A 25761-nucleotide genomic window follows, 5' to 3' on the forward strand; every position below is an offset into this window, starting at 1 on the left:
CGCGCTAGGTCCAATGATGTGTCTTTGATCAGGCCATCTGAGTTTTAGCGAAAGAAGGCAAGACCCGCTGGATCTAGGAACGATCCTTCCCGCCGAACGTTGGTTTTGTCGAGGCGCCATGTATCCGGTGATGCGCCGGCGTGGGCCGGGCGCCTGACTCCTCAATGAAAAAAGGAGGATCTATCGTGTTTAACATCAAAGTATTAGCCGTGGCCACAGCCGTTTCGGCAGGTGTCGTTTTTGCTATGCCAGCGCCAAGCCAGGCCATGCCCCAGGCTGCGCCGGTAAAGATCGATGCGACAATCAACGGCAATCTGGCTCAGGTTCATTATAGGAAGTATAAGCATAGGCACTATCGCCGGTATCATCGGCACTATCGCGGGTCCTATGTAGGCATACGTATCTGGCCGCCACTGTGTATCGGAATTTGCTGACGGATCGACAACAAGTTGAAGGCCCGCATGGCCAGCCCATGCGGGCTTTTCATTTCTGCCGGCAGACCCAATGATTGCTACAGTTTGCTTCGGCGTGTCTGTCGGTCAATCGAATACACTATTGCGTAGCGCAACTTAAGGCAGTGTCTGAACCAGCCCTCCTTCGCTAAAGCTCCCTCCTTCGCCAAAGGCTTCGGAGGGCACGGCTCGGCACCCGAAGCCCGTCGGGGCGAAGGGTGGTCGGAGGGCACCCTGCTTCGTGGGAGAAAATCGCCAATCCTGCGAAGCGCGCAGCGCGAGGCAGGATCGCTGGAGACTGTGAAAGGCCCTCCTTCGCTAAAGCTTCGGAGGGCATCCTGCTTCGTAGGAAGAGGATCGCCAATCCTGCGAAGCGCGCAGCGCGAAGCAGGATGGCTGGGAGACTAGGAATCGAACCTAGATTGACGGAGTCAAAGTCCGCTGTCCTACCGTTAGACGATCTCCCAAGGAGCCGGGCTGTAAATGGGCCACCGGCAAGCCATCGTCAATCGCCGGCAGGAAATTGCGGGCGCTTGCCTCATCCCGTCCGTATCGGTCCTTCCATCACGACCGCAGGCAATGAGATGTCCGGGGCGAGCGGAAGCTCGATCCAGCCCACCGGAACCAATCCGATGCCCTTATAGAACGGCTCTGCGTTGAAGCTCGAATAGGCCTGGAACATCTTGGCTCCGGCTTTCGCCGCCGCCCGCGCGCATTCACCAAAGATGGCGCGCCCGACCCCCTTGCGCGCAAAGGCCGGGTCGGTCGCGAAATGCCTCAGGTGAGCCAGGCCGGGTGTGATCTCCGTCGTGCCGGGGCGTTCGAGCGTCCAGCCGCCGCATCCGAGCATGCAGCCCGAGCCTTCCTCTTCCGCGACATAGTAGGTGCCGGACTTCAGCAAGTCGGTGTTGACCTTGGTCACGACCGGCAGGGCCGCGGCCAGGCTTTCCGGACCGTAGGCCGAAGCCATCAATGTGGGAAAGGCCCGCTTCAGAAGCCTGCCGATCTCGGCTGCATCATCAAGCGAGGCCGTGCGGACTCTCAACGCCGCGCTCAGGCCGGCAGCAGACGATCGAAATCGCGGATCCGGCGAAACCGCTTCCAGCCCGAGGTCGTCTGGATCGCCACAGTCCCGTCTTCAAGGGTGAGGACGGTGTGGTCGCGGTAGGTCCCTTCCTTGACGATCGGAGGATCGCGGCGCGGACTGTAATCGGGGACATTGGCGAAGATGTCACGCTGAGAGCCGGCTGCGGGCGCGCCTTGTTCATCCTGGTCCCTGATATAGGCGGCGAGACCTTCGATGTTGTCGGCCACGCGCTGATTGACGGCGATGAGCTGTCCGAACCCCAGGGCAAGGATGCCGATCACGATCGCGGCGACCGCCAGGTTCAGAAAGAACGACGCGGAGAACGAAAACGATTCTCCTGTCACGAGCGGCATCAGCGCCAAAGCTACGAGAATGAGCGCCACTGCGATTGCGACCGCACCGACGACCCGCAAGATATTCGCCATCTCCGCCAACCCCTTTTCCCCTCGATGGGGATGGTGCGCCCGACATGGCGGCAAAGCAAGAGAGTGCAACGGCGGACGACCGACAACATGACTACGCGCGAAAACAGACTTGCAGTCCGCCCAAAAGTGAATACCATTCCGTTTTGATCCGGGGCAAACCAAGACGCCACTTTCGGGTCCAACAGGAAGAAACACTGGGGATAAAGGGAGCTCAGCATGGGAAGGCAGGGTCTGCTCGCGGCCGGCATGGTCGCGCTATCGTTGTTTTCAGTTTCGGCATGGGCACAGGACAAGCCGGTCTTCGGACTGGTCATGTCCTTCAGCGGCTGGTTCCAGCCGATCGATGCCGACACCATTGCCGGCGCCAAGCTCGCGGTCGATGACATCAACGCGGCAGGCGGCGTGCTCGGCCAGCCGATCGAGCTCGTCGAGTTCGACAACAAGTCGGAGCCGCCGCTCGGCGCCGATGGCGCGATCGATGTGATAGCCAAGGGCGCCAAGGCGATCCTCTTCCCGTCGGATTTCGACTTCGGCGCGCCGGGCGCCTTCGTCGCCCAGCAGAAGAACGTCATTGCCTTCTCGGCGGCGTCCGATCCGAAATTCGGCGTCCAGGGCGTAGGCCCCTTGGCCTATTCGATCTCCAATGCCGGCCAGGCGCAGGGCGCCTTGATGGCCGAATGGGCCTACAACAAAAAGGGCTGGAAGAAAGCCTATGTGCTGCTCGACAACACGATCTCCTACACCAAGTCGCTGTGCGGCAGCTTCGCCGAGCGCTGGAAGGAAATCGCCGGCGCCGATGCTCTCCTCGGCGATGACACCTTCCTCAACGGCGACGCCTCGATCACGGCACAGGTGTCGCGCATCACGGGGCTCGCCGAAAAGCCCGACCTCGTCTTTCTCTGCTCCTATGCGCCGGGTGGGCCAAGCGCGATCCGCCAGATGCGCGCCGCCGGCATCGAGGCCGCCGTGCTCACCGGCGAATCGATGGATGGCGACTACTGGATCGGCAGCGTGCCGGGCTTGAGCAATTTCTACGTCGTGAATTACGGCTCCAAATATGGCGACGATCCGGATCCGGAAGTGAATGCCTTCTTCGAGCGCTTCGAGAAGAAATACGGTAAGAAGGCCGACGTCTCCTATGGCCTGCGCGGCTATTCCGCCGTTCAGGCCTGGGCCAAGGCGGCCAACAAGGCGGGCTCGCTCGACGGCGACAAGGTGGCGGCGGTGCTCAACACCTTCGACAAGGAGCCGCTGGCGATCGGACCGACGACCTTTACGAGCGATCTCCATATTGCGACCACTCGTCCGATGGCGATCATCGGGGTCCAGGGCGGCAAATTCGCCGCCGAAGGGCGCTTCTCGGTCGAGAAGTTCCCGAAATTCTGACCGGCGGCACACGGCTCAAGGGGAGGTAGCGTCTTGGACCTCGCGGCCGAGCGTGTTTCGGTCCGCTTCGGCGGCCTGATGGCGAATGAGGACGTGTCGCTCGCCGTGGCGCCAGGCGAAGTCCTGGGCCTCATCGGGCCCAATGGCGCGGGCAAGACCACGCTGGTCAACATCCTGTCGGGATTCCAGCGCCCGCATGCGGGCTCGGTCAGACTCGCCGGACGCGACATGACCGGGCTCAAGCCGGCGGCCTTCGCGCAAGCCGGCATCGTGCGCACCTTCCAGGCGGTGCGGTTGTTCCCAAGGCTTACGGTCGCCGAGAATGTCGAGGTCGGCCTGGTAGCGCGGGGCATGCGCCGTACTGCAGCGAGGCGGGAGGCCCTTGCGATGCTGGCCGATCTCGAGCTCCAGCACTGTGCCGCTCTGACGGCGAGCGCCTTGAGCTATGGCGAGGAGCGGCGCGTCGGACTGGCGCGCGCCCTTGCCCTCGAGCCGCGCTTCCTGCTGCTGGACGAGCCGGCGGCCGGACTGGCCAGTGCCGAGGCCGAGAAGCTGAAGCGCTCGATCATCGCGATCCGCGACCGTTGCGGCTGCGGCATCCTGGTCATCGAGCACAATATGGCGCTGGTCATGAGCCTCTGCGATCGCGTTCACGTGCTGGGCGGCGGCAGGACCATCGCCGCAGGATTGCCGGACGAAATCAGAATCGACCCGGCCGTGCGCACCGCTTATCTCGGCAGCACGGCGGCATGAGCGCGCCCGTCAATCCACCCGCCGGTGCGTGCCTGGTCGATGTGCAGGGCCTCGTCATACGCTATGGCGGCGTCGCTGCTGTGCAAGGGGTCGATCTCAGGGTGCATGAAGGCGAGGCGGTCGCGATCATCGGGCCGAATGGCGCGGGCAAGACGTCGCTGGTGTCGGCCATCGCCGGCATTGTGCCGCCTGCCGCCGGAACGATCGAGCGCGCCGGCATGCCCGCGCGCGGACAAGCCTTGTCGGATGTCGTGCGCCACGGCATCGCGCTCGTTCCGGAAGGCCGCAACATCTTCGGCGGCCTCACCGTGCTCGAGAACCTGCGCCTCGGCGCAACCATACGCCGCGACGGCGAGATCCTATCCGACATCGACGCCGTGTTCGGCGACTTTCCCATTCTCGGCGAGCGCCGCGACCAGCCGGCCGGCCAGCTTTCGGGCGGCGAACAGCAGATGCTGGCGATCGCCAGGGCCACGCTTTCGCGGCCGCGCTTGCTGATCCTCGACGAGCCATCGCTCGGTCTCGCACCTGCGATCGTCGACAAGGTCTATGCCTTGCTGCGCCAGATCCGCGACCGAGGCGTTGCGCTTCTGGTGGTCGAGCAGAACGCCGCCCGCGCCTTCGCGCTCGCCGATCGCGCCTGCGTGATGAGCAGGGGGACCTTCACGCTGACGGGAACGCCTGACGAGATCCGGCGTCAGGAGAGCTTCGATGCCGCCTATTTCGGCGTGGCGATGTCGGCCGGACCGGGTGTCCCATGATCGGGCGGATGCTGCAGGTCGTGGTCGATGCCGTCAGCGTCGGCGGGCTCTATGCGCTGACCGCGCTCGGCATAGGCCTCATCTTCGGCGTCATGCGGCTCATCAACTTCGCCCATGCGCAATTGATCACCATCGCGGGCTATGCCGTGCTTCTCCTGTTCACGGCCTCGCCGGTGCTCGCCGTGCTGGGCGCGATCATCGCCGCGGCACTGCTGGCGCTCGCCGTCGAGCGCACCGCCTTTCGCCCGTTGCGCGGCGCCGACCCTGCGATGTTGCTGATCGCCTCCTTCGCGGTGAGCTTCTTCATCGAGAAGGTGATGATCATGCTGGTCGGCTCGCGGCCCAAGGGCGTCGACTTCCTGCCGGCCTTGGCGGGCCAGGTGGAAGTGTTGGGCATCAGGCTGCAGCTCCTGCAGCTCGTCACCATCCTGGTCAGCCTGGTGCTGCTCATCGGCACGACATGGTTCCTGAAATCGACCCGCCTTGGCCTCGAGATGCGTGCGGCGGCCGAGAACTTCCGCATGGCGGAAGTGCTGGGCGTGCGCGCCAACCGGGTCATCGCTGCCGCTTTTGCGATCAGCGGACTGCTGGCCGCCGCGGTCGCTTGCCTGTTCGTGGCGCAGACCGGGCTGGTGCAGCCGCGCATGGGCCTGCAGCTGGTCATCATCGCTTTCGTCGGCACCGTCATCGGCGGCCTGGGCAGCCTGCCGGGAGCGGCATTCGGCGGCTTCCTGGTCGGTGTCGCCACCATCCTGCTGCAGGCCTTGCTGCCGCCCGAGCTGCGCGTCTTCCGCGAAGCCTTCCTGTTCCTCGCGGTGGCCGTGGTCCTGCTGGTCCGGCCGCAAGGCCTCATCCCGGCGCGCGGCCTCAGGGAGCGGATCTAGATGGCTTCGCTCATGCAAAGCAGATGGTTTCCGCTGGTGGCTCTCATCGTCATCGTGCTGGCGCTTGCGGGTTTGGCGGAGCTGGCGCCGGCCGTGATGCAGCGGCGCATCACCCAGGGCCTCATCAACCTCGTCGCCGTCGTCGGCCTCTATGTCTTCGTCGGTAATTCCGGCGTGCTGTCTTTCGGCAACGTCGCCTTCATGGCGATCGGCGCTTACGTCTCGGCCCTGCTGACCATGCCGGCCGCGGCGAAGGGCGTGTTCCTGCCGGACCTGCCGGCCTTCCTGGTGAGGGCGGAATGGCCGGCGATCGCGGGCGCTCTGGCGGGCGGGCTCGCCGCCGCCATCGTCGCCTTGGTCACAGGCTTTCCGCTGATGCGCCTTTCGGGCATTTCCGCCAGCATCGCGACCTTCGCGGTGCTTGTCGTCTTCTATGTCGTGATCGGCAACTGGTCCTCGGTGACGGGCGGCCAGAACTCGCTGATGGGCCTGCCGATCTATGTCGGCCTGTGGACCGCCGCGGGCTGGGCCGTCATCGCGATCGCCGTCGCCTTCCTGCATCAGGAATCGCGCTCAGGGCTGCTGCTCAGGGCATCGCGCGAGGACGAGGTCGCCGCCGCCGCATCGGGCGTCCGCCTGGTGGCGCACCGCCTCTTCGCCTTCGTCGTCAGCGCCTTCCTGTCGGGCATCTCAGGCGTGCTGCTCGTCCATTTCCTCGGAACCGCCCGGGTCGAGACCTTCTATCTCGATCTCACTTTCCTCATCATCGCCATGCTGGTGATCGGCGGGATGCACAGCCTGACCGGCGCGGTCCTCGGCGCCATCGTGATCACGCTGCTCGCCGAGCTGCTGCGCCAGGCGGAAGTCGGCGTCACCATCGGCGCGACGAGGCTCGCCGCCCCTTTGGGCTTCGGCGATGCCATTCTCGCCTTGCTGATGCTCATCATCATCCTCTTCCGCCCGAACGGCATCGCCGGCGGGCGCGAGATCGCGCTTCCAAAAACCCAACCGCAGACGAGGACTTGAGATATGACCGATACGATGCCACCCCCGCCCAATGTCGATCCCCATGCGCTTGTCGAGATCGCGCCGGGTGTCCACGTCATCCGCGACCGGCGCGTGCCCCTGGTGCCCAATATCGGAATCGTCGTGGGAGAGGAGGCGGCGCTCGTCGTCGACACCGGCATGGGGCCTGAGAACGGCCGCAAGGTGCTCGACGTCGCCAGGCGCCTGGCCCAGGGCAAAAGGCTGATCCTGACGCTCACCCATTTCCATCCCGAGCACGGCTTCGGCGCGCAGGTCTTCAAGGGCGAGGCCGCCATCCTCTATAACGCGGCCCAGCGCGACGAGTTCGCCGCCAAGGGTCAAGCCTATCTCGGCATGTTCCGCACATTCGGTCCGGGCGTCGCCGCCGCACTGGAAGGCACCGAGCTCGTCATGCCCGATGAGGTCTATGACGGCGCATCGACGACCATCGACCTGGGCGGACGCCGTGTGGAGCTCAGCACCTATGGGCTCGCCCACACAAGGGGCGACCAGGTGGTCAGCGTTCCGGATGCGGGCGTCCTCTTCGCCGGCGACCTCGCCGAGGAGCGTATCTTCCCGATCTTCCCCTGGTTTCCGCCCGATGATGCCGATCTCGACGCCGCCAACTGGGCCACTGTTCTGGCGGCACTCGAAGCCAGGAAGCCGAAGATCGTCGTTCCAGGTCACGGCTCGCCCGGTGGCCCCGAGGTCCTGGCCGCCGTGCGTCGCTATATCCTCGACCTCAAATCCCGGGTCGCCGCCGAGGTCAAGGCCGGCAAGACCGCCGATGCGATCGTTGCATCTCTCGCGCCGAAAATCCGCGCCGAGCATCCCGACTGGGACGCGCCGGAATGGGTCGATTTCGCCATAAGGTATTTCAGCGCAACAGCGTGACATCATGGACAAGGCACTGATCGCCCTTCACTTCCAGAACGACATCTGCCACCCGGACGGCAAGATCCCCTTCGCGGTGGATCGCGCGGCGGGGGGTGTCGATCGCTTTCTCGATGCCGCAAGGACTCTCATTGCGAGCGCGCGGCAGGCGGGCTGGCTCGTGATCCACGTCCATATCGCCTTTCGGGCCGACTATGCCGACCTGCCGCGGAACTGCCGTCTGTTCAGCACCGTCGAGACGCTCGGCGCCCTCAGGCGGGGCTCATGGGGCGCGGCACCGATGCAAGAGTTCGAACCCGCCCCCGGCGACGTAACGCTCGTTCATGCCTGCAACAACGCGTTCCACCGGACCGGGCTCGAGGAGATCCTCACAGCGCAGGGCGTCACCCATGTAGCTGTGGCCGGGCTCGCCACCCAATATTCGGTCGAGCACACCGTCAGGCACGCCGCGGATCTGGGCTATTTCGTCACCATGGTGCGCGACTGCTGCGCCTCGGCGAACAAGACGGCAGCGGAAGCCTCCTTCGCCAGCATGGCGATGCTGGCCGACATCGAGACCCTGGACTCTCTCTCGTCCTCTGAACGATGGCCTTAGTTGAAGCGTCCAAAAGAGTTTTCTGAAAGTAGTCTTTCCAAAACTTCTAGCTTCAGATGCTCTTGGATTACAGCAAATTGACTTGTGCTCCGATGATGCACAACATCTTCAAATAGACTCTTGATCTTTTCAACAAAGCTTAGAGACACTAACTCAGGCAAAGCAAATCGGAGCAAAATATCTCTGATTACTTCTGCTCCATCGTCCTCCAATGCGTTTTTGGTCAGCTCCATTGTGGTCCAAATGTTGCTGCTATCAAGGAGTCCCAAGTAACAGTGGCACACTTGTGTAGTCGGATTCGATTCATGTATTTCAAGAGCACGTCGGAGCGGCAGAAAGTCCATACCCACAACCGGTTGGATCAGAATCTTTCCGCCGCGTTTCATTACACCTGAGAAGAAGTATGCTTCGAATTCGGGCTTGATCTTCTTGACGGCCTTGAACTGAGATCTCGCTCTGACCTTTTCAAAGCCGAGTGACTCCAAAGCAGTAAGGACTTTTTCCTCTACTTGTCTAACTGGATTAAAGCCTTCCATCTCACTGACTCGCGACTGTGGGCTGGTGAGCTAGCTGGAGGAGCTTCCCGCGCCGTCCACGGGCTTCAGGCCGGGCGCCGGCGCGCCGATGATGAGATCGGTCATCGTGTCGATCGCGGGCAGCGTCTTGTCGCCCCGCACGCCGAGATAGGCGCCGGCGACAAAGCCGTTGAACGACATGAAGAGCACATGCGAGAGGCTGGCATAGTGGTGGAGACTGTGCAGCGGTTTTGGCTCGGCGGCCTTCAGCATTCTGGCCACGCGCTGCTCGCACCATTCCAGGAGCTCGCCGCTATAGTGGTCGGCCGGTGTCGCCATCGACACCGCCTGCATCAGATTGTTGGCGAAGAAATTCTGCTCATGGGGAATGTCCCGCCAGATCGCCTCGATGATCCGCCGCACCTTGGCGCGGTGGCCGCTCACCGATTTGATCTCATGGTCGAGCTGCTCGAGCCGCGTCTTCAGCCACGGGCTGAACACCTCGTAGAACAGCGCCAGCTTGGAATCGAAATAGGTATAGATGGCCGAGGGCGCCACACCGGCGCGCTGTCCGATCTCGTTCGTCGAGGTACCGACATAGCCCTTGTCGACGAACAGCCGCGCCGCCGCATCGACGATGGCCTCGCGGACTTCGACCTTCTTCACCTGCACCATCATGTCGTCCTTGCAAACGCGATCAAACCATCAGCTTCCGGCATAGCGAAGGTTTCCGTCTTTGCCAAGCATGGGGCCGGTCACCGCAGCTGGACCGCCGCCCCGCGCCTTCGCCACAGCTCCCACAGGCTTTCCATCATCCCGGCCACCGAGATCAGGATGATGCCGATCGCCTCGCGCCAGCCGAAGGGATCGCCCGACCAGAGGGCCGCGGTGATGGCGCCGACGCTGATCTCGGTCATGAACAGGAGGCCGACGAGGCCCGGATTGAGCTTGGGCGTGCCCCACATGGAGGCGAAGACACCGGTCATCACCACGATGAGGATAGTCGGCACGAGCCAGGGCAATTGCGCCAGATAGACGGCAAGGGGCGGTGAGGTCGAAGGATCGGGCCCGAGGAACAAGAGGAGCGCCGCCGCGACCACCGCCGACCAGATGAAGTTCTGGACGACCAGGTCGATGGCGGCACTTTCCTTGTCGGCGCGCAGCAGGATCGCGGCGACCGACCACAGGAAGCCCGAGCCGAGCGCGATCCAGTCGCCCGGCCGCTCGGGCAGCGGAATGCCGGCATCGGCACGGAAGATGACCAGCATGCCGAGGAGCGCCACCGCCATGGCGACCCAGCGCAGCAGGGTGATCGGTTCGCCGAGGAAGATCCGGGCGAGGAGCGTGCTCCATAAGGGCGTCAGATAGAAGAGGAGCGTCGCGCGAACGACATCGGTGTAGAGGATCGACACGGAATAAGCCACCAGGCTCAAGGCCGCCATGAACCCTAAGAGCTGCAGCCAGAGTCCGCCCGCGACCGTCGGCCGCCACCTGACGAGCAGTATGGGCAGGCAGAGCGCGAAGGGCAGGGTGTAGAAAAAGAAGGTCGCCCACAGGCCGCCGATCCCGGCCTGATCGAGGCTGCGGATCGGGATCCAGAACAATCCCCAGACCATGCCCGAATAGGCGCAGGCGAACTTCGCCAGTGTCTCGGTTTTCATGGGCGGTCGATCGGACGGTCCTAGAGATTGCGCTCGATCTCGCGCACGAAGACGGCGATGGTGGCGCCGGTCTTGGTGTAGGAATTGTGCTGGGTGCCCTCCTTGAGCAGCACGAAATCGCCGGGCTTGTAGACATAGCCGTCATTGTCGATGAGCTCGCCCTCGATCATCAGGAACTGCTCATGGCAGGTATGCTCATGCGGCTGGCTCGAGGCGCCGGGCTCCATCCGATAGATGTAGAATCCGGCACTTTCCGGGAAAGTCTCGTCGAGCTGCAGATAGCTCTGGTCGGTGAGCACCTTGCCGTCCACCACATAGGGCTTGAACCTGGTGGTCTTGATATTGGTGACGATCCGCTCGGCGTCCTCGATTTTGCGCATGATGGCTCTTGCTCTTGAAAGGGTCCTCTGAACTGTGCCACGGAGTGTGGATAAAAGGCAATCGGCGGGCGAAATGGCGGATATCATCATCACGGTGAAGCAGATTCGCGATGAATGGGGGTCGCTCGCCCCGGAATTCATCGCCGCGATCCGTGCGGGCTTGACCTCTGGCGACAACGAGGCGCTGCGCGCCGAGGCGAAGAACCTCCATGCGGCCGACCTCGCCAACCTCATCGAGGCGCTCGAGCCCGATGAGCGTGTAGGCCTGATCACGGGCCTTGGCCGTTCTTTCGACGGCGAGGCCCTGGCCGAGCTCGATGAGGGGGTGCGCGACCAGCTGATGGAAGCCCTGCCGGCCGACGTCATCGCCTCCGCCATCAAGAAGCTCGACACCGATGACGCCGCCTATCTGATCGAGGATCTTCCCAAGGAGGAGCAGGAAGAGATCCTGGCCAAGATCTCGCGTGAGGACCGGGTCGCCCTCAACCGCGCGCTCGAATATCCCGAGGGCACCGCCGGCCGCCTGATGCAGACCGAATTCGTGGCCGTCCCCGAATTCTGGACGATCGGCCAGACCATCGACTATATGCGCAGCGAAGCGGAGCTGCCGGAAGACTTCGTCGAGATCTATGTCGTCAATCCGAGCTTCCACCTGACCGGCGTCGTCCCGGTCAGCCGGATCCTGCGCAACAAGCGCGACCGCAAGATTTCCGCGATCATGGAAAAGGAGCAGACGGTCTTCTCGGTCACCGACGAGGAGACCGACATCGCCTTCAAGTTCAAGCAGTATAATCTGGTGTCGGCGGCGGTCGTCGATGCCGACAAGCGCCTGGTCGGCGTGCTGATGGTCGACGACGTCGTCGACGTCATCGAGGAGGAGGCGGAAGAGGACATTCTCCATCTGGGCGGCGTCACCAGCGAGGAGACGGTCAATGACAGCGTCTGGCGAACGACGAAATCGCGCTTCTCCTGGCGCCTGCTCAATCTCTTCACCGCACTCCTCGCCTCCTGGGTGATCTCCTGGTTCGATGCCACCATCCACCAGATGGTGGCGCTGGCCGTGCTCATGCCGATCGTCGCCTCGATGGGCGGCAATGCCGGCACCCAGACCATGACGGTAGCGGTGCGAGCGCTCGCCATGCGCGATCTCGGCCCCTTCAACGCCCTCAAGGTCATCTTGCGCGAATGCGCCTCGGGCCTGTTGAGCGGATTGATCTTCGCTCTGCTGGTCGGCGGCATGGCCTTCTGGTGGTTCGGCTCCGACGAGCTCGGGCTCATCATCGGTGCGGCCATGATCATCAACTTCTTCGCCGCAGCACTCGCCGGCATATTGGTGCCCTTGACGCTCGATTACTGGGATATCGATCCGGCGATTGCATCGGGCGTCTTCGTCACCATGGTGACGGACGTAGTCGGCTTCTTCGCTTTCCTGGGGCTCGCGGCGCTATGGCTGGCGTGACCGAGCCCGGCATCCGGGTTGCACCGGCACGGCCTCAGGACAAGGACGCCTGGCTGAGGCTTTGGCTTGAATGGCAGCGCCACATGAAAGGTGCCGTCCCCGCCGATGTCACGGAAAGAACCTGGGCTCGGGCACTGGCGACGGACAGCGGTCTTCAGATCCTGCTCGCCTTCACACCCCAAGGTGAGGCCATCGGCTTCGCCACGGTGAGCTTGACGCCCTTTGCCTGGACCGCCTCCGATATCGCCTTCCTGCAGGATCTCTTCGTCCTGGACCGCGCCCGCGGCAAGGGCGTGGGCGAGGCATTGCTCAGGGCCGTCTACCGCCAGGCGGATGAAAAGGGCGCGACCCAGGTCTTCTGGATGGTCGATGAGACGGATGGGAAGCTAAAGCGCTTTTATGAAAGAAACGGCATCCGCACACCCTATTTGCGCTACATGCGTACACCCTGGCCCTGGTGAATGGTGCAGAGCGCGATGAGAGCGTCCGCCTCGAGAGGGGCCAGGACCCCGCTCTCCATCCCGGTGACTATCACCGTCTCGCCCGACCCGATGATATGACCGGCGAGCGATAGTTCGCCGTCGATCGCATGGATGAGGCGTGTCGTGCCGTCGCCGGTCAAAGGCAAAGGCGCTGTCACTCTCTGGCAGCTGAGCGATCCCTGGCCGAAATGGCGCGCCACCATCAGGTTGAAGTCGCGCACCGGACCGTCCGCGAGCTTGCCGGTGACCGCCCAGTCGCCTGAGAATGCGGCCGGGTGATAGCGAGCAAGCTCGATTGCGCCGTTGTCCTCGCTTTCGAGCCGCATGCCGGCGCCGTCGAGCAACATGATATGCCGGTCGTAGCCCGGGAATTTGGAGAAGGGGCCATCCGACGCGACATCAGCGATGCTGACCCGCCATTGGAACGGCGTGCCGGCAAGGCCCGAGCCCGGGGGCGAGACCCATATCTCGGTCGTGACGCCGCCGCCATTCTTCCACGGCATCACCTTGTAGTCTTCCTGGCGTAGGATGTTCATGGCCCAATCCCTTTCAATGCCGGGCACGGCCGATGGGTTCGGCATGGGCGATCACCCGCTTGATCCGGGGCTCCTCATGCTGAAGCTCGGTCTCGATCCGGTCGATGACCTCATGCACCGTCTCGATCGTCTCGGATGGGTCGAAGCGGCAATGATAATGCACGAAGAGCCCCTCGCTGTTGCGCCTGACCCGGACATTATGGATATCGCTGATGCGGCTTTCGCCGGCGACGAGCTTGCGCAGCATGGTCTCGATCGCCTCCTTGTCGTGGGCGGGCAGGTCTTCGCCGGGCAGGACCCTTTCGGGTAAAGGCTCGATATGGCTTTCGACCTCGACATCCTCGCCGAGCTCGCGGCGAATGGCGGCCTCGAGCATCGTCGCCTTCTCATGCGCGTCCTCGAGCGTCATCGAGCCTTCGACCTCGAGATCGAAGCTGACGGCCGTCCTTATGCCGACGCGCTGGATGGTGAGATGATGAATGGCGAGGCCCTGGCGCTGGGCGATGAGGCGCACCCGCTCGGAAATGGATTCATCATCGAGCGCCACCGGATCGGTGGTGACCGTCACATCGGCGTTGGGGTAGCGGATCTTGATGTCGCGGGCGATTTTCTGGCGCAGCGCGATCATGTCGTCGATCGGCATGGTGCGCGGCACCGTCACCACGACGCCGGTGAAGAGTGTGGCGCCGGCGGGCCTGATGCGCAGGCGGGCGAGCGACAGGACGCCGTCCGTCCCTTCGACGATCTTGCGGATGTCCTCGGTGGCGCCGCCCGGTGCCGCATCGAGCAGCGTGTCGAGGGTGCGTGCACCGAGCCGCACCGCCGCCACCATCATGACGGCGGCGACGATCAAAGCGGCGATCGAATCGGCGGCCGGATAGCCGAGCCACACGGCGGCGAGCCCGGCAAGGACGGCGAGCGAGCTCCACATGTCGGAGGTGAAATTGAGCGCATCGGCCGCGAGCGCCTCGCTCGACGTCGCCGTGGCGACCCGGCTCAGAGCGCGGGCCCGGAAGAAATCGATGACAATCGAGGCGACGATGATGGCCGTCGCCCACCAGGCAAAGAGGATGTGGGTCTCGCCGGAGAGAAGCCGACGGATGGCTTCATAGGCGATCCAGCCCGTCGTGCCGAGCAACAAGCCGGTCTCGGCCAGCGCCGCCATGCTCTCGAACTTGGCATGGCCGTAGTGATGCCGGTCGTCCGGCGGCTGGTCGCCCATGCGCACGGCGAAGAAAGTGATCACCGTGGCGCAGAAGTCGGTGAAGCTGTGGACCGCTTCCGACAGGATGCCGAGCGAGCCCGTCAACAGGCCGGCCACCAGCTTGGCGATGGCGAGGCCGGCGCTGGCGAGCATCGAGACGAGGGCTACCGACTGTTTCTCCGAATGAACCTGCATGGCCGCTGTTTAGAGGGGGACAACCGAAAGGGGAACCGGGTTTTCTGCAACAATTGCGCGCACATTTATGCATGAAGCTATGAAATGGAACCTCGTCTTGGTGAGGGCCATTCACCCGCTCAGTCATGATGGAAGCGCATGAATGATCTGCCGGGATAATTCTTGCGAATCCTGCCCTACCGGTGCTTTTTTCAGGCGCATCTCGAGTTTTCCCGCCTATGGCTTCCGAAGCCTCTTCGCTCGTCTGGACTACGGCACCGCCCAAGCGCGGGGCAGTGGCTTTCGCCTCGCTCTTCGCCATCGAATCCTTTGCCCGCGCCCTCATCTCGACCGTCGTCTCGGTCCAGGCGCATGATCTCCTGCAGTCGAGCCAGAAAGTCAGTGTGCTGTTCACTTGCGTGAGCCTTGCCGTCCTGACGTCGACCCTGATGCTGCCGCTCGTCTTCCGCTATGTGCCGCGCCGCTGGATCTATACGGGCGGCGTGGGTGGCCTCATCCTGGCCTCGATCGCCTTTGCCACCGATGTGCTGCCGGGACAGGTTGCCGGCATGTATTTGCGCAATGTCGGCGCGGCGACGCTCAATATCGCGCTGGCGCTCTACATTCTCGACCACATCCGCAAGGTCGATCTGGTCAGGTCCGAGCCCTTGCGGCTCGCCTTCTCGGCCGCTTCCTGGACCATCGGTCCCTTTCTCGGCGTCTGGCTCTATGAGACCTACGGTCCCTGGGCGCCGCAGCTCTTGTGTATTGCCGCCTGCTGCCTGGTGGTGGCGTTCTTCTGGTATCTGCGCCTCAACGACCATCCCATCATCCGCGCCGCCCGTTCGAGGCCGCACAACCCATGGACCAATGTCGGGCGCTTCGTCAGCCAGCCACGTCTCAGGCTCGCCTGGATCATCGCCTTCGGCCGGTCCTGCTTCTGGACGACCTTCTTCGTCTATGGCTCGCTGCTCATGATCGAGGGCAATCTCGGCAAGGAGGCGAGCGGGCTCCTGATCTCGTTGAGCCAGCTCGGCCTCATCATGGCCTATCTCGCCGGGCGGATGTCCGAGCGCATCGGCGTGCGCAAGGTGATCGCCGGCTCCTATGCGGTCGCCGCCCTTGCGGTCATTGGCGCGGGCTATGCCGGGACCGCCCAGCCCTTGATGGCGGCGATTTGCCTCCTTATCGGCTCGACCGCAAATTCCGCCTTGGACGGGGTAGGGGGCATTCCCTATCTGCGCTCGGTCAGAGCGCATGAGCGCCCGCAAATGACCGGCGTCTACCGCAGCTATATCGATCTCTCCGATCTTCTGCCCTCGCTCATCTATTCCTTCGTGCTGCTCGCTTTCCCGCTGGGCAGCGTGTTCTACATCCTGGGCGCCTGGCTCGCGATCGTTGGCCTCGTCGCCTGGCGCTATCTGCCGCGCTCGATGTGACAATGCGCACAGCGGCATGGTGAATGCCGTGTTAAGGCCTCTTCCACGTCTGTTTAACGATTTTGCGCAATGGTCAGCAGGTTTGGGAGAGTGTCATGTTGCGTATGCGTGCAAAGGTTCCGGCGATTTTCTATCTCTATGTGATCGCCATTCTGGCCATGAGCGTCGTGGCGCTTTCGCGTATCGGCCAGATTTGAAAGAGAAATTCTTGCGCCTTCTTAGCGCTTGACCGCCGCCGGACTTGGCGCGACTGTAGCCGCCTTCTCCGGGAAGGCGCATGCCGCAAAAAATCATCCACGGCTATAAGGAGCTGATGGCGAAAGCCGAGGCCGAGGTCGAGAGCATTGCGGCCGCCGATGCGATTGCCCTTCACGAGCGCGATGACGTGGTCATCGTCGACATCCGCGATATCCGCGAGCTCGAACGCGAGGGCCGCATTGCGGGATCATTCCATGCGCCGCGCGGCATGCTCGAATTCTGGGTCGATCCGGAAAGCCCCTATCACAAGCCCATCTTCGCCGAAGACAAGACCTTCATCATCCACTGCGCCTCGGGCTGGCGGTCGCTGCTCGCGACGCAGATCTTGCAGAAGATGGGCGTGAAGCCCGTCAAGAACATGACGGGCGGTTTCACGGCCTGGAAGGAAGCGGGTGGCGCCGTCGAGAAGCTGCCGGAAAAGAAGAGCAAGTGAGAGGCATCCATGGCGAAGCTCCATCTCGTCATCGGCAACAAGAATTACTCCTCCTGGTCGCTCAGGCCCTGGATGGCGCTCACCATGGCGCATATCCCCTTCGAGGAAACGATCATCCCGCTCGATCAGCCGCAGACCAAGAAACACATCACCGAGCATTCGGAGGCAGGCTTTGTGCCGGTGCTGCATCACGGCAAGCTGACGGTGTGGGAATCGCTCGCCATTCTCGAATATCTGGCCGAGATGTTTCCGGAAAAGAAACTCTGGCCGGAAGGCAAGGCCGCCCGTGCCGCGGCGCGCTCGGTGGCGAACGAGATGCATTGTGGCTTCGCCGCGCTGAGAAGCGCCTGCCCGATGAATCTGCGCCGGCCGCGCAAAGCGGTCGCGATGAACGAGACGGTGAAGACCGATGTTGCGCGCATCGACGCGCTCTGGCGTGAGTGCCGCAGGGCCCATGGCCGGAAGGGCAGATTCCTGTTCGGGCCCTTCAGCAATGCCGACGCGATGTTCGCGCCGGTCGTGACCCGTTTCGACACCTATGACATCAAGGTGTCCGGCGAAAGCCGTGCCTATATGGAGGCGGTGCTCGCGACGCCAGCCTTCAAGGCCTGGGAGAAGGCGGCCCGTGAGGAAACCTGGATCATCGCTCGGGAGGAAGTCGAGTGAGGACTAGTTCTTGAGCAGGAAGGTCACTTTCATATTGACCCGCCATTCGGCGATCTTGCCGTTCTTGACCGTCGCCTTGATGTCCTGCACCCAGACGCCTTCGACCTGATCGAGCGTCTGGTCGGCACGCTTGACGCCCTGTTCGATGGCATCCTCGATGCTTTTCGAGGAGGCGCTGGTGAGTTCGATGACTTTGGCGACGCTCATGGTCAATCTCCCAGTTATTCACAGCATTTGCGGGAAACGCCGCTGCCGCCGTTTGTCCGCATGGCCGGATCGTAGCATAATATGCCGGGTTTCAAAGAACGACAGTGACCAATGGCTCTCCATATCATCAAGCTCTCCGTCGGTAGCGAGGATATCGACGACATGTACCGCTGGCTCAAGGACGCGAAGGCCGGCCGCGACAAGTTCAGCCACACGACGCGCATGTTTCCGCGCCGCAAGGACGAGATCCTGCCCGGGGGCTCGCTCTATTGGGTCATCCGCGGCGTCGTCCTGTGCCGCACCCCCATTGCCGATCTTGTGCCGGTGACCGGCAAGGACGGCATCGAGCGCTGCCGGATCGAGCTCAAGCACCAGGTGGTGCCGGTCCAGCCGATGCCGCGCCGTGCCTTCCAGGGCTGGCGCTATTTCAAGGATGAGGATGCGCCGCGCGACCTGCCTAGGGCTGAGCGCGGCAAGGACATTCCGCCCAAGATGCGCAAGGAGCTGATCGAGCTCGGCCTCCTATGAGCGAGGTCCTGATCCGCAGGCTCGGCAGCGGCGACGATCTCACCCAGGCTTGCGACCTCCTCATCCGGTTCTTCCGCGAGGAAGGTTTCGATACGCCGGACGAGGTGATCCGCCGCCACACCGCCGAGATGGCCGGGCTCGACAATTGCGGCCTCTTCATTGCCGAAAATCTGGGCAAGGCGATTGGTGTTGCCACCATATCGCTCGAATTCGGCATTGAATTTGGCTGGGGCGCCGAAATGGGCGATCTCTATGTCCTGCCGGAATGGCGTGGCCATGGCCTGTCACGGCGGCTTGTCCTCGCGATCGAGGATTTCCTCAAAGGCCGCGGCGCCAGCTTCTATCAGGTGACGGTGACGCCCTACGCCCAGGAGGCGCACGATCTCAAAGCCTTCTATGACCGCCTCGGCTTTGACAGCGAAGGCCGACTGATCCTGGCGAAGAGGCTTTAGGTTACCCAGCGGGTGATATCGAAAGCCGCCATCGGGCGGTGGAATCCCTTGAGCGTCAATTCGCCGAGCGAGCGGGCCTCGACATGGGATTCTATCGGAGCAAAGGCGCGCTGGCTCGCCAATATCTGCCCGGCTTTCGCCTCTTCGCATAAACGGGCGGCAAGGTTCGGCACGCTGCCGATGACCGCATAGTCCGCGCGCCGATCGAAGCCGATCTTTCCGATCGTCGCATGGCCGCGCGCTATGCCGATGCCGAAGCCCAGCGAATGGCCGTTGCGCTGCCATTTTTGGCCGAGCAACCCGACCTCATCGCGCATGGCGAGCGCCATGCGGACCGCACGCTCGGTATGATCGGGGCAGGGCAGCGGGTCGTTGAACAGGACGAGCGCTCCATCGCCAATGAACCTTTCGAGGGTTCCCTCGTGATGATCGATCAGCGCGCCAAGGCAGGCATGGTATTCGCCGAGCACGACCATCACTTCCTCGGGCTCGGCGATCTCGGCGAAAGCGGTGAAGCCGCGCAGATCGCAGAACACCACGGTCACCTCGCGCCGGTGGCTTTTGAGCGGATCATCCGCCGCGCTGGACGCCACCACGAGATTGGCCACTTGCTCGGGAAGGAAGCGTTTCAGCCGGTTGACCCGTTCTATTTCCGCGACTTGGGCTGCGACTTTCTGCTCGAGAGACTGGTTCCAGACCGCGAGATTCGCGGCCATTTCCTGGACCCGGTCATGCAACTGCTTCTGGCGCAGCATCGAGCGCACGCGGGCGAGGAGGGCTGCATGCTCGAACGGCTTGGACAGGAAATCATCGCCGCCCGCATCGAGGCCCTCGACGACATCGCGCGTGTCCGATTTGGCGGTGATGAGGACAACCGGTATCGCCTGCAGAGCCGGATCGGCCTTCAGCTCGCGCACGACGCTGATGCCGTCGCGCTTCGGCATCATGATGTCGAGGAGGATCAGGTCGGGGACGAGACGGCGCGCTGCCGCGAGACCCTCCTCGCCATCTGCCGCCGTCGTCACCTCATAACCGTTGGCCTCCAGTCGGACCCGCAGGATTTCCAGGTTCTCGGGCATATCGTCCACGGCGAGAATGAGGGGAGGATCGCGCAAGTGAGGCCGCCTTTACATCAGGAATTCACGAACCTTGGCCAGAAGCAGGCGCGGGCTGAACGGCTTGGTGATGTAGGCATCGCAGCCCGCGGCGCGCGCCTTCGTCTCATCGCCGGACAATGCATAGGATGTAACCGCGATGACCGGAATATCGCGCAGCGCCGGATCGGCCTTGATGCGCCGTGTGGTCTCATATCCATCGAGCACCGGCAATTGGATGTCCATGAGGATGAGGTCGGGCTTGTGGGTCCGCGCCATGGCAAGGCCTTGGGCGCCGTCCGCTGCCTCGATGAGCTCATAATCCGTGGCAGCGAAGAGGTCGCGCAGGATCTGACGATTGTCTTCGGTGTCCTCGACCATGAGGATGCGTTTGCTCATGCCGCTGCCATCCCTTCACCGGCCCTGACCGGAATTTTGACCCGAAAGGTCGAGCCCGCGCCCGGCATGGACTCGATACTGATGGATCCGCCGTGCATTTCGACGATGCGCTTGGAAATCGCGAGGCCGAGCCCGGTGCCGCCCTTCTGGCGCGTATTGCTGTCGTCGATTTGCTGGAATTCCTCGAAGATGCGCGTCTGGTGCTCGAGCGCGATGCCGGGGCCGGTGTCGCGCACTAGGATCTCGAAGCTCCCGTCCCTGGCATCGGCGGCGATCTCGATCGAACCCGTTTCGGTGAATTTGACGGCGTTGCCGGCCAAATTGAGGAGAACCTGATGCAGCCGCCGTTCATCGCCGCGCCCCAAAGGGAGCCCATCGGCGACGGTTGCCGTGAGCTTCAGGCCCTTGGCGCGCGCCAAGGGTTCGGTGGTGGCGGCGACCGTCTTGACGATCTGACCGATGGCATAATCCTCGAGAGTCAAAGTGAGCTGGCCGGCCTCGATCTTGGACAGATCGAGCACATCGTTGATCAGGCCGAGAAGGTGGCGTCCATTGGCCTGCACCCGCCCAAGCGTCGCCTTGGCTTTTTCCGGCAGTTCGCCATAGAGGCCGTCGGCCAGCATTTCCGTGAAGCCCAGAACCGAGTTGAGAGGGGTGCGCAATTCGTGGCTCATATTGGCAAGGAATTGCGACTTGTGGCGGCTGGCGATCTCGAGCTGATGGCCCTTTTCCTCGATCTCGCTGAACAGCCGGGCATTCTGGATCGCAAGCACCGACTGGGCGGCGAAAGTCTCCATGAGGCGCACGGTCGAATCGGAAAAGCGCCCCGGCGCGCGGCGCCGGACGACGAGTGCGCCGACGACCTTGTTGGGCCTGAGCAATGGCACGATGAGAAGACTGCGGAAACCGGCGTCGAGAACGATCTTGTGGGTCGGCGAGGGGAGGTTCGCGGACAAATCTTCCGCTTGTACCGGCCGGCGGGATCGCGCGGCCTCACCCATGCCAGCGTCGTTCAACCTCAGGGCCTGACCGGAGATCGCCTTGATCAGCTCAGCACTCATTCCGTAGGTAGCCTTGAGGCGAAAGCGATCCACCTGCCGGCTATAGACATAGATGGCGCCGGCATCGGTGCCGGAAAGCTGCACCGCCTTCGCGACAATGGTCTCGAGGACGGTGTTGAGATCGAGCGTCGAATTGACCGACTGGCTGACTTCGCCCAGCGCCTTGAGCTCACCGACCGAACGGGCGAGATCGGAAGTGCGCGCCTGCACCTCCTCGAACAGCCGCGCATTCTCGATCGCGATCACCGCCTGGTCGGCAAAGGTGGTGACAAGCTCGATTTGCTTTTCGGTGAACGGCCGCACCGTGCGGCGTATGAGCGCGATCACGCCGATCGTGACCTTGTCGCGCAAGAGGGGAACGCCGAGCAATGTGTGCAGCTCGCCGAGCTTCAGCGCTTCGGTCCAAGTATATTCGGGATCGGTTGCCGCATCGCGTATGTGAACGACCTTGCCATCCACGAGCGTGCGTCCGGTAGCGGTGCCGCGCGACAATTCGACCGGCTCGCGCTTCATCAGCTCCATGAACTCCGGCGAGAAGCCGACCTGGCCCGAACGGAAGAATTGTCCATTGCGCTCGCGCGCGATCGTGCCGCCATCGGCATCGCACAGGCGTACCGCAGTCTGGAGGATCACATCGAGCACCGGCTGCACGTCGGACGGCGATCTGCTGATGACATTGAGCACTTCGCTGATGGCCGTTTGATAGTCGAGCGTTTCCTGGAGCTCGCGCGTCCGTGCCTGCACCTCCTCGAACAGCCTGGCGTTCTCTATGGCAATGACCGCCTGGTCGGCGAAAGTCGTCACCAGCTCGATCTGCTTTTCGGTGAAGGGTTCGACCTGCTGATGGGCGAGCGCGATGACGCCGATCAGCTCGCCTGAACGCAGGAGCGGCACGCCCAGAAGCGTTCTGATCTGGCCGATCTTCGCATGATCCTTGTAGGCATATTCCGGATCTTCCAGGACATCGGCAATGATCGTGGTCCGTTTCTCGAGGCCGGTCCGGCCGACGAGCGAATCCCGCCCAAGCTTGTAGGTGCGTTCACGCTGGATTTCGAGATAATCCGGCCCCAGGGCGTGTCCGGCGGCCCAGCGCAGGCATGTACCATCCCACCTGAATATCTGCGCGATATTGGCGGCGCACAGGCGGGCCGCCGATTCCACCAGCGTGTTCAGAACGGCCTGCAGATCGAAAGTCGACCGGCTGATCGCCTTGAGCACGTCGGCGGTCGCGATTTGCTGTTGGAGCGATTCCGAGAGCTCACCGGTGCGCGCCTTGACCTCCTCGAACAGCCGCACATTCTCGATGGCGATGACCGCCTGGTCGGCGAAGGTCTGGACGAGGTCGCTCTGATACTGGGTGAAGGTGCCGGGCTGCGGCCGGCCGAGGAAGAACACGCCTTCGACGGTTGCCTCTCTCAGCAAGGGAACGCCCATCAAGGCGCGGGTGTTCCAGATGCTCGGGAGTGGCGCTTCATATTCGCGATCGGCCAGAATATCGGGAATGTGTTCGATGTGGCCGGAGATGACGACACGACCGGAAATGCGGCTACGGTCGATCGGCGCGAGGCGACTTTGCAGGTCCGCCTCGTCCTCTGCGGTTCCCCCGTAGAGTGCTCGAACGCGCAGCATGTCGCCTTCGCGCAGCATGATGCCGCCATAGCTCGCTCCGCACAAACGGGCGGCCGATGCAACGAGTGTCCGGAGCACGGCGGGCAGATCGAAGGCCGCACGGCTGATCGCTTTCAACACTTCGGCCGTCGCTGTCTGCCGTTCGATCGCCTGGATGAGCTCGCGGTTGCGCGTCTGAAGCTCTTCGAACAGCCGGGCATTCTCGATCGCGATCGCCGCCTGATCGGCGAACAGGACAAGGAGGTCGATCTGTTTCTGGCTGAAAGGCCGGACCTCGTGGCGGCGCACGCAGAGCGCTCCGATGGCCTCGTTCTTGCGGAGCAAGGGAACGGCGAGGATCGTTCGCTGGCCTTCCGAGGCGACCAGTTCATGGCTTACGGGAAACTCATCCGCGGCTTCGAGCAGATCATGGACATGCACCGGCACCCGATCGACAACGGCGCGACCGCTCACCAAGCCGCGCCCGACCGGCCAGGTTTCCGAAACCGTCGGCATTGATCCATGATGGGCCTTGAGCGAAAGTGTGTCGTCGACTTTCAGGACGACCATCGCATCGAAGGCCTCGCAGAGCCGTGCCGCACTTTCCGCAACGGTGTTGAGAACCGGCTGCACGTCCGTAGGCGATGCGGCGATGGCGCGCAGGATCGTGCCGGTCGCCATCTGCTGCTCCAGCGCTTCGGTCAGCTCGCGGTTGCGCGTTTTGACCTCTTCGAACAGACGGGTGTTTTCGATGGCGATCGCCGCCTGATCGGCGAACATGACGAGAAGGTCGATCTGCTTCTGGCTGAATGGCCGTACTTCATGACGGCGCATCGCGATCACGCCGATGGCCTTGTCTTCGCGTAGCAGCGGTATGGCCAGCACGGTTCGACCACCGCCGCGCTGCACCATTGCATAGCCGGTGGGGTATTCGTCTTTCTCCGCGATGATATCGTGCACGTGGATGGGCTTGCGGTCGGCATAGGCGCGCCCCGTAACCCAATCGCGATCGATCGGCCATTGGACGAAATTGAGCGGTATCGGACCATGATGCGCGCGTGTGATGAGCATGTTTCCTTCCGCGAGCAGGATCACCACATCGTAGGCCTCGCATAGTCTTGCCGCGCTTTCGGCCACGGTGTTGAGAACCGGCTCGACATCCGTTGGCGAGGCGGCAATGGCGCGCAGAATCGTGCCGGTTGCCATTTGCTGCTCCAGCGCCTCCGTAAGCTCGCGGTTACGTGCCTGCAGCTCTTCGAACAGCCGGGCATTCTCGATGGCGATCGCCGCCTGATCGGCGAATAGGGTGAAAAGGTCGATCTGCTTCTGGGTAAACGGACGCACTTCCCTGCGGCGCATGATCAGCACGCCAATGGCCTTGTCCTTACGCAGCAGCGGCACGGCGAGCATCGCGCGATACCCATGGCGCTTCGCCGTCGGGTAACCCAAGGGATACTCCTCCGTTTCCTGCATGAGATCATGCACATGGACGGGCTTGCGGTCGACATACGCCCGTCCCGTTACCCAATCGCGTCCAATCGGCCAGCGGGCGAAATCGATGGGTATCGGTCCGTAATGCGCGCTCTCGACGAGCGCATCGCCCTCACTGAGCAGGATTGCCGAGTCATACGCCTCGCAGAGCCGTGCAGCACTTTCCGTCACGGCGTTGAGAACCGGCCCAATATCCGTTGGCGAGGCGGCGATGGCTCTGAGGATCGCGCCGGTCGCGGTCTGCTGCTCGAGCGCCTCGGTCAGCTCGCGGTTGCGCGTCTGCAGTCCTTCGAACAACCGGGTATTCTCGATGGCGATCACCGCCTGGTCGGCGAAGGTTGTTACCAGGTCGATCTGTCTGTCGGTGAAAGGCTCGACCTCCTGACGCGTGAGCCCCAGGACTCCGACAAGCTCGCCCGAGCGCACCAAGGGCACGCCCAACATCGACCGGTATTTGCCGGTCCGTGCATCGTCCTTGTAGCCGTAATCCGGGTCTTCAAGGGCATCGTCTATGACCGTGACGCGCATATTGAGTGCGGTTCGGGCAATCAGCGATTCCCGCCCAGGCTGGTAGACGCGTTCCCGCTGGATCTCGAGGAGCTCCGGGCTCAAGGCATATCCGGCAGCCCAGCGCAAATGAGTGCCGTCCGACGTGAATATTACCCCCAGATTGGCGCCGCACAGGCGAGTGGCCGACTCGGCCAACGTGTTCAGCACCGACTGCAGGTCGAAATTCGAACGGCTGATCGCCTTCAGGACTTCGGCCGTTGCCGTCTGCTGCTCAAGCGCCTCGGTAAGCTCGCGATTGCGTGTCTGAAGGTCCGCGAACAGCCGAGCATTCTCGATGGCGATCACCGCTTGGTCAGCAAAAGTCGTCACCAGCTCGACCTGTCTCTCGGTGAAGGGCTCGACGCGCTGATGCACGAGTGCCAGGACGCCGATGAGCTCGCCCGAGCGCAGCAGCGGAACGCCGAGCATCGTGCGGTAATTGCCGATCTTCGCATACTCCTTGTAGGCATATTCCGGATCTGCAAGGGCATCGTCGATCACCGTGACACTCATATTGAGTGCGGTGCGGGCGACGAGCGACTGTCGCCCAGGCCGATAGGTCAGCTCACGTTGCGTCTCGAGAAATTCCGGACTGAAGGCGTAGCCTGCCGCCCAGCGCAGATAAGTGCCATCCCATCTGAAGATCTGTCCGAAATTGGCGCCGCACAGACGGACGGCCGATTCGACCAGCGTGTTCAACACTGCCTGCAGGTCGAAATTCGACCGGCTGATGGCCTTGAGCACCCCGGCAGTCGCTGCCTGCTGCTGGCGTGCTTCGGCGAGCTCCTGGCTGAGCTGATCGACCTCGTCGCGCAGGCGGCTCAGCTCCCCGGGCACCTGTTTCCCGCCGGGCTTCGACTGAAGAGAGCTCGACTTCACGCCGGAATACCTCCGGTCAGACG

General features: G+C 63.0%; 26 protein-coding genes and 1 tRNA gene. 14 read left to right on the top strand and 13 right to left on the bottom strand.

Translation table 11 applies throughout. The features are described from left to right. Positions 1-845: 845 nt before the first annotated feature. From DS839_RS28830 to DS839_RS28840, 3 genes are all read right to left on the bottom strand, one after another. Positions 846-919, bottom strand: a tRNA-Gln gene (locus DS839_RS28830). A gap of 71 nt (positions 920-990) precedes the next feature. Next, the gene (locus DS839_RS28835) at positions 991-1497 is read right to left on the bottom strand and encodes a GNAT family N-acetyltransferase (protein ID WP_119273971.1); all 507 of its coding nucleotides are present in this window, start codon (positions 1495-1497) and stop codon (positions 991-993) included. A gap of 8 nt (positions 1498-1505) precedes the next feature. Further along, entirely contained in the window at positions 1506-1973 is a 468-nt protein-coding gene (locus tag DS839_RS28840) for a hypothetical protein (protein ID WP_119273972.1), read from the bottom strand. 207 nt (positions 1974-2180) lie between these two features. Between DS839_RS28840 and DS839_RS28845 the strand changes: the two genes are divergently transcribed. Genes DS839_RS28845 through DS839_RS28875 form a run of 7 tightly spaced genes read left to right on the top strand, consistent with a single transcriptional unit; the run spans position 2181 to position 8263 of the window. Further along, complete coding sequence (locus DS839_RS28845) at positions 2181-3350, top strand: ABC transporter substrate-binding protein (protein WP_119273973.1); 1170 nt, start codon at positions 2181-2183, stop codon at positions 3348-3350. A gap of 33 nt (positions 3351-3383) precedes the next feature. After that, the gene (locus tag DS839_RS28850) at positions 3384-4103 is read left to right on the top strand and encodes an ABC transporter ATP-binding protein (protein WP_368911977.1); all 720 of its coding nucleotides are present in this window, start codon (positions 3384-3386) and stop codon (positions 4101-4103) included. Then, on the top strand, positions 4100-4864 hold the full coding sequence (locus tag DS839_RS28855) for an ABC transporter ATP-binding protein (protein WP_119273974.1): 765 nt from the start codon (positions 4100-4102) through the stop codon (positions 4862-4864). Before DS839_RS28850 ends, DS839_RS28855 begins: the two co-directional genes overlap by 4 nt. Positions 4865-4872: 8 nt before the next feature. Next, positions 4873-5748: a branched-chain amino acid ABC transporter permease gene (locus DS839_RS28860; RefSeq protein ID WP_119274052.1), complete on the top strand. Its 876-nt coding sequence runs from the start codon at positions 4873-4875 to the stop codon at positions 5746-5748. Next, a complete protein-coding gene (locus tag DS839_RS28865) occupies positions 5749-6774 on the top strand; it encodes a branched-chain amino acid ABC transporter permease (RefSeq protein ID WP_119273975.1) in 1026 nt (341 codons plus the stop codon). Between the two features lie 3 nt (positions 6775-6777). Beyond that, on the top strand, positions 6778-7668 hold the full coding sequence (locus tag DS839_RS28870) for an MBL fold metallo-hydrolase (protein ID WP_368911978.1): 891 nt from the start codon (positions 6778-6780) through the stop codon (positions 7666-7668). Between the two features lie 4 nt (positions 7669-7672). Further along, the gene (locus DS839_RS28875; RefSeq protein ID WP_119273976.1) at positions 7673-8263 is read left to right on the top strand and encodes a cysteine hydrolase family protein; all 591 of its coding nucleotides are present in this window, start codon (positions 7673-7675) and stop codon (positions 8261-8263) included. Here DS839_RS28875 and DS839_RS28880 read toward each other — a convergent pair. The 4 genes from DS839_RS28880 to DS839_RS28895 form a co-directional block, all read right to left on the bottom strand. After that, a complete protein-coding gene (locus DS839_RS28880) occupies positions 8260-8799 on the bottom strand; it encodes a hypothetical protein (protein WP_162918872.1) in 540 nt (179 codons plus the stop codon). The two genes, DS839_RS28875 and DS839_RS28880, sit on opposite strands and share 4 nt — an antisense overlap. Before the next feature lie 30 nt (positions 8800-8829). After that, positions 8830-9456, bottom strand: coding sequence for a TetR/AcrR family transcriptional regulator (locus DS839_RS28885; protein WP_119273978.1), 627 nt, complete (start codon positions 9454-9456; stop codon positions 8830-8832). A 77-nt stretch (positions 9457-9533) separates the two neighbouring features. After that, a complete protein-coding gene (locus DS839_RS28890; RefSeq protein ID WP_119273979.1) occupies positions 9534-10439 on the bottom strand; it encodes a DMT family transporter in 906 nt (301 codons plus the stop codon). Between the two features lie 20 nt (positions 10440-10459). Further along, positions 10460-10819 (bottom strand): cupin domain-containing protein, encoded by a 360-nt coding sequence (locus DS839_RS28895; RefSeq protein WP_162918873.1) that lies wholly within the window; start codon positions 10817-10819, stop codon positions 10460-10462. 73 nt (positions 10820-10892) lie between these two features. Between DS839_RS28895 and mgtE the strand changes: the two genes are divergently transcribed. Together mgtE and DS839_RS28905 are read left to right on the top strand one after the other, a co-directional pair. After that, on the top strand, positions 10893-12278 hold the full coding sequence (mgtE, locus tag DS839_RS28900; protein ID WP_119273980.1) for a magnesium transporter: 1386 nt from the start codon (positions 10893-10895) through the stop codon (positions 12276-12278). Next, complete coding sequence (locus DS839_RS28905) at positions 12266-12739, top strand: GNAT family N-acetyltransferase (protein ID WP_119273981.1); 474 nt, start codon at positions 12266-12268, stop codon at positions 12737-12739. The genes mgtE and DS839_RS28905 overlap by 13 nt, the downstream gene beginning before the upstream one ends. On the opposite strand, the gene DS839_RS28910 is transcribed toward DS839_RS28905, so the two are convergent. Both DS839_RS28910 and DS839_RS28915 read right to left on the bottom strand, forming a co-directional pair. After that, complete coding sequence (locus DS839_RS28910) at positions 12712-13296, bottom strand: HutD/Ves family protein (protein WP_162918874.1); 585 nt, start codon at positions 13294-13296, stop codon at positions 12712-12714. The two genes, DS839_RS28905 and DS839_RS28910, sit on opposite strands and share 28 nt — an antisense overlap. Positions 13297-13309: 13 nt before the next feature. Beyond that, a complete protein-coding gene (locus DS839_RS28915; protein WP_119273983.1) occupies positions 13310-14695 on the bottom strand; it encodes a cation-efflux pump in 1386 nt (461 codons plus the stop codon). A gap of 218 nt (positions 14696-14913) precedes the next feature. On the opposite strand from DS839_RS28915, the gene DS839_RS28920 reads away from it, so the two are divergent. From DS839_RS28920 to DS839_RS28930, 3 genes are all read left to right on the top strand, one after another. Continuing rightward, positions 14914-16113, top strand: coding sequence for an MFS transporter (locus DS839_RS28920; protein ID WP_119273984.1), 1200 nt, complete (start codon positions 14914-14916; stop codon positions 16111-16113). A gap of 277 nt (positions 16114-16390) precedes the next feature. Further along, entirely contained in the window at positions 16391-16804 is a 414-nt protein-coding gene (locus DS839_RS28925; RefSeq protein WP_119273985.1) for a rhodanese-like domain-containing protein, read from the top strand. A gap of 9 nt (positions 16805-16813) precedes the next feature. Next, positions 16814-17470, top strand: coding sequence for a glutathione S-transferase family protein (locus DS839_RS28930; RefSeq protein ID WP_119273986.1), 657 nt, complete (start codon positions 16814-16816; stop codon positions 17468-17470). 3 nt (positions 17471-17473) lie between these two features. Here the strand turns inward: DS839_RS28930 and DS839_RS28935 are convergent, their stop codons facing one another. Further along, positions 17474-17677, bottom strand: a complete 204-nt coding sequence (locus DS839_RS28935; RefSeq protein WP_119273987.1) for a dodecin family protein — start codon at positions 17675-17677, stop codon at positions 17474-17476. A 111-nt stretch (positions 17678-17788) separates the two neighbouring features. Here DS839_RS28935 and DS839_RS28940 point away from each other — a divergent pair, with 111 nt between their 5' ends. After that, on the top strand, positions 17789-18205 hold the full coding sequence (locus tag DS839_RS28940; protein WP_119273988.1) for a DUF1489 family protein: 417 nt from the start codon (positions 17789-17791) through the stop codon (positions 18203-18205). Beyond that, positions 18202-18657 carry a GNAT family N-acetyltransferase gene (locus DS839_RS28945; RefSeq protein ID WP_119273989.1) on the top strand — a complete coding sequence of 152 codons (456 nt, stop codon included), beginning with the start codon at positions 18202-18204 and terminating at the stop codon, positions 18655-18657. Before DS839_RS28940 ends, DS839_RS28945 begins: the two co-directional genes overlap by 4 nt. Here DS839_RS28945 and DS839_RS28950 read toward each other — a convergent pair. From DS839_RS28950 to DS839_RS28960, 3 genes are read right to left on the bottom strand one after another with little or no spacing between them, the layout of a single operon-like run. Continuing rightward, a complete protein-coding gene (locus DS839_RS28950; RefSeq protein WP_119273990.1) occupies positions 18654-19772 on the bottom strand; it encodes an adenylate/guanylate cyclase domain-containing protein in 1119 nt (372 codons plus the stop codon). The genes DS839_RS28945 and DS839_RS28950 overlap by 4 nt on opposite strands. A gap of 12 nt (positions 19773-19784) precedes the next feature. After that, a complete protein-coding gene (locus DS839_RS28955) occupies positions 19785-20150 on the bottom strand; it encodes a response regulator (protein WP_119273991.1) in 366 nt (121 codons plus the stop codon). Then, entirely contained in the window at positions 20147-25738 is a 5592-nt protein-coding gene (locus DS839_RS28960; protein ID WP_119273992.1) for a GAF domain-containing protein, read from the bottom strand. Before DS839_RS28960 ends, DS839_RS28955 begins: the two co-directional genes overlap by 4 nt. Positions 25739-25761: the final 23 nt, after the last annotated feature.

It is taken from the genome of Taklimakanibacter deserti, assembly GCA_003574785.1.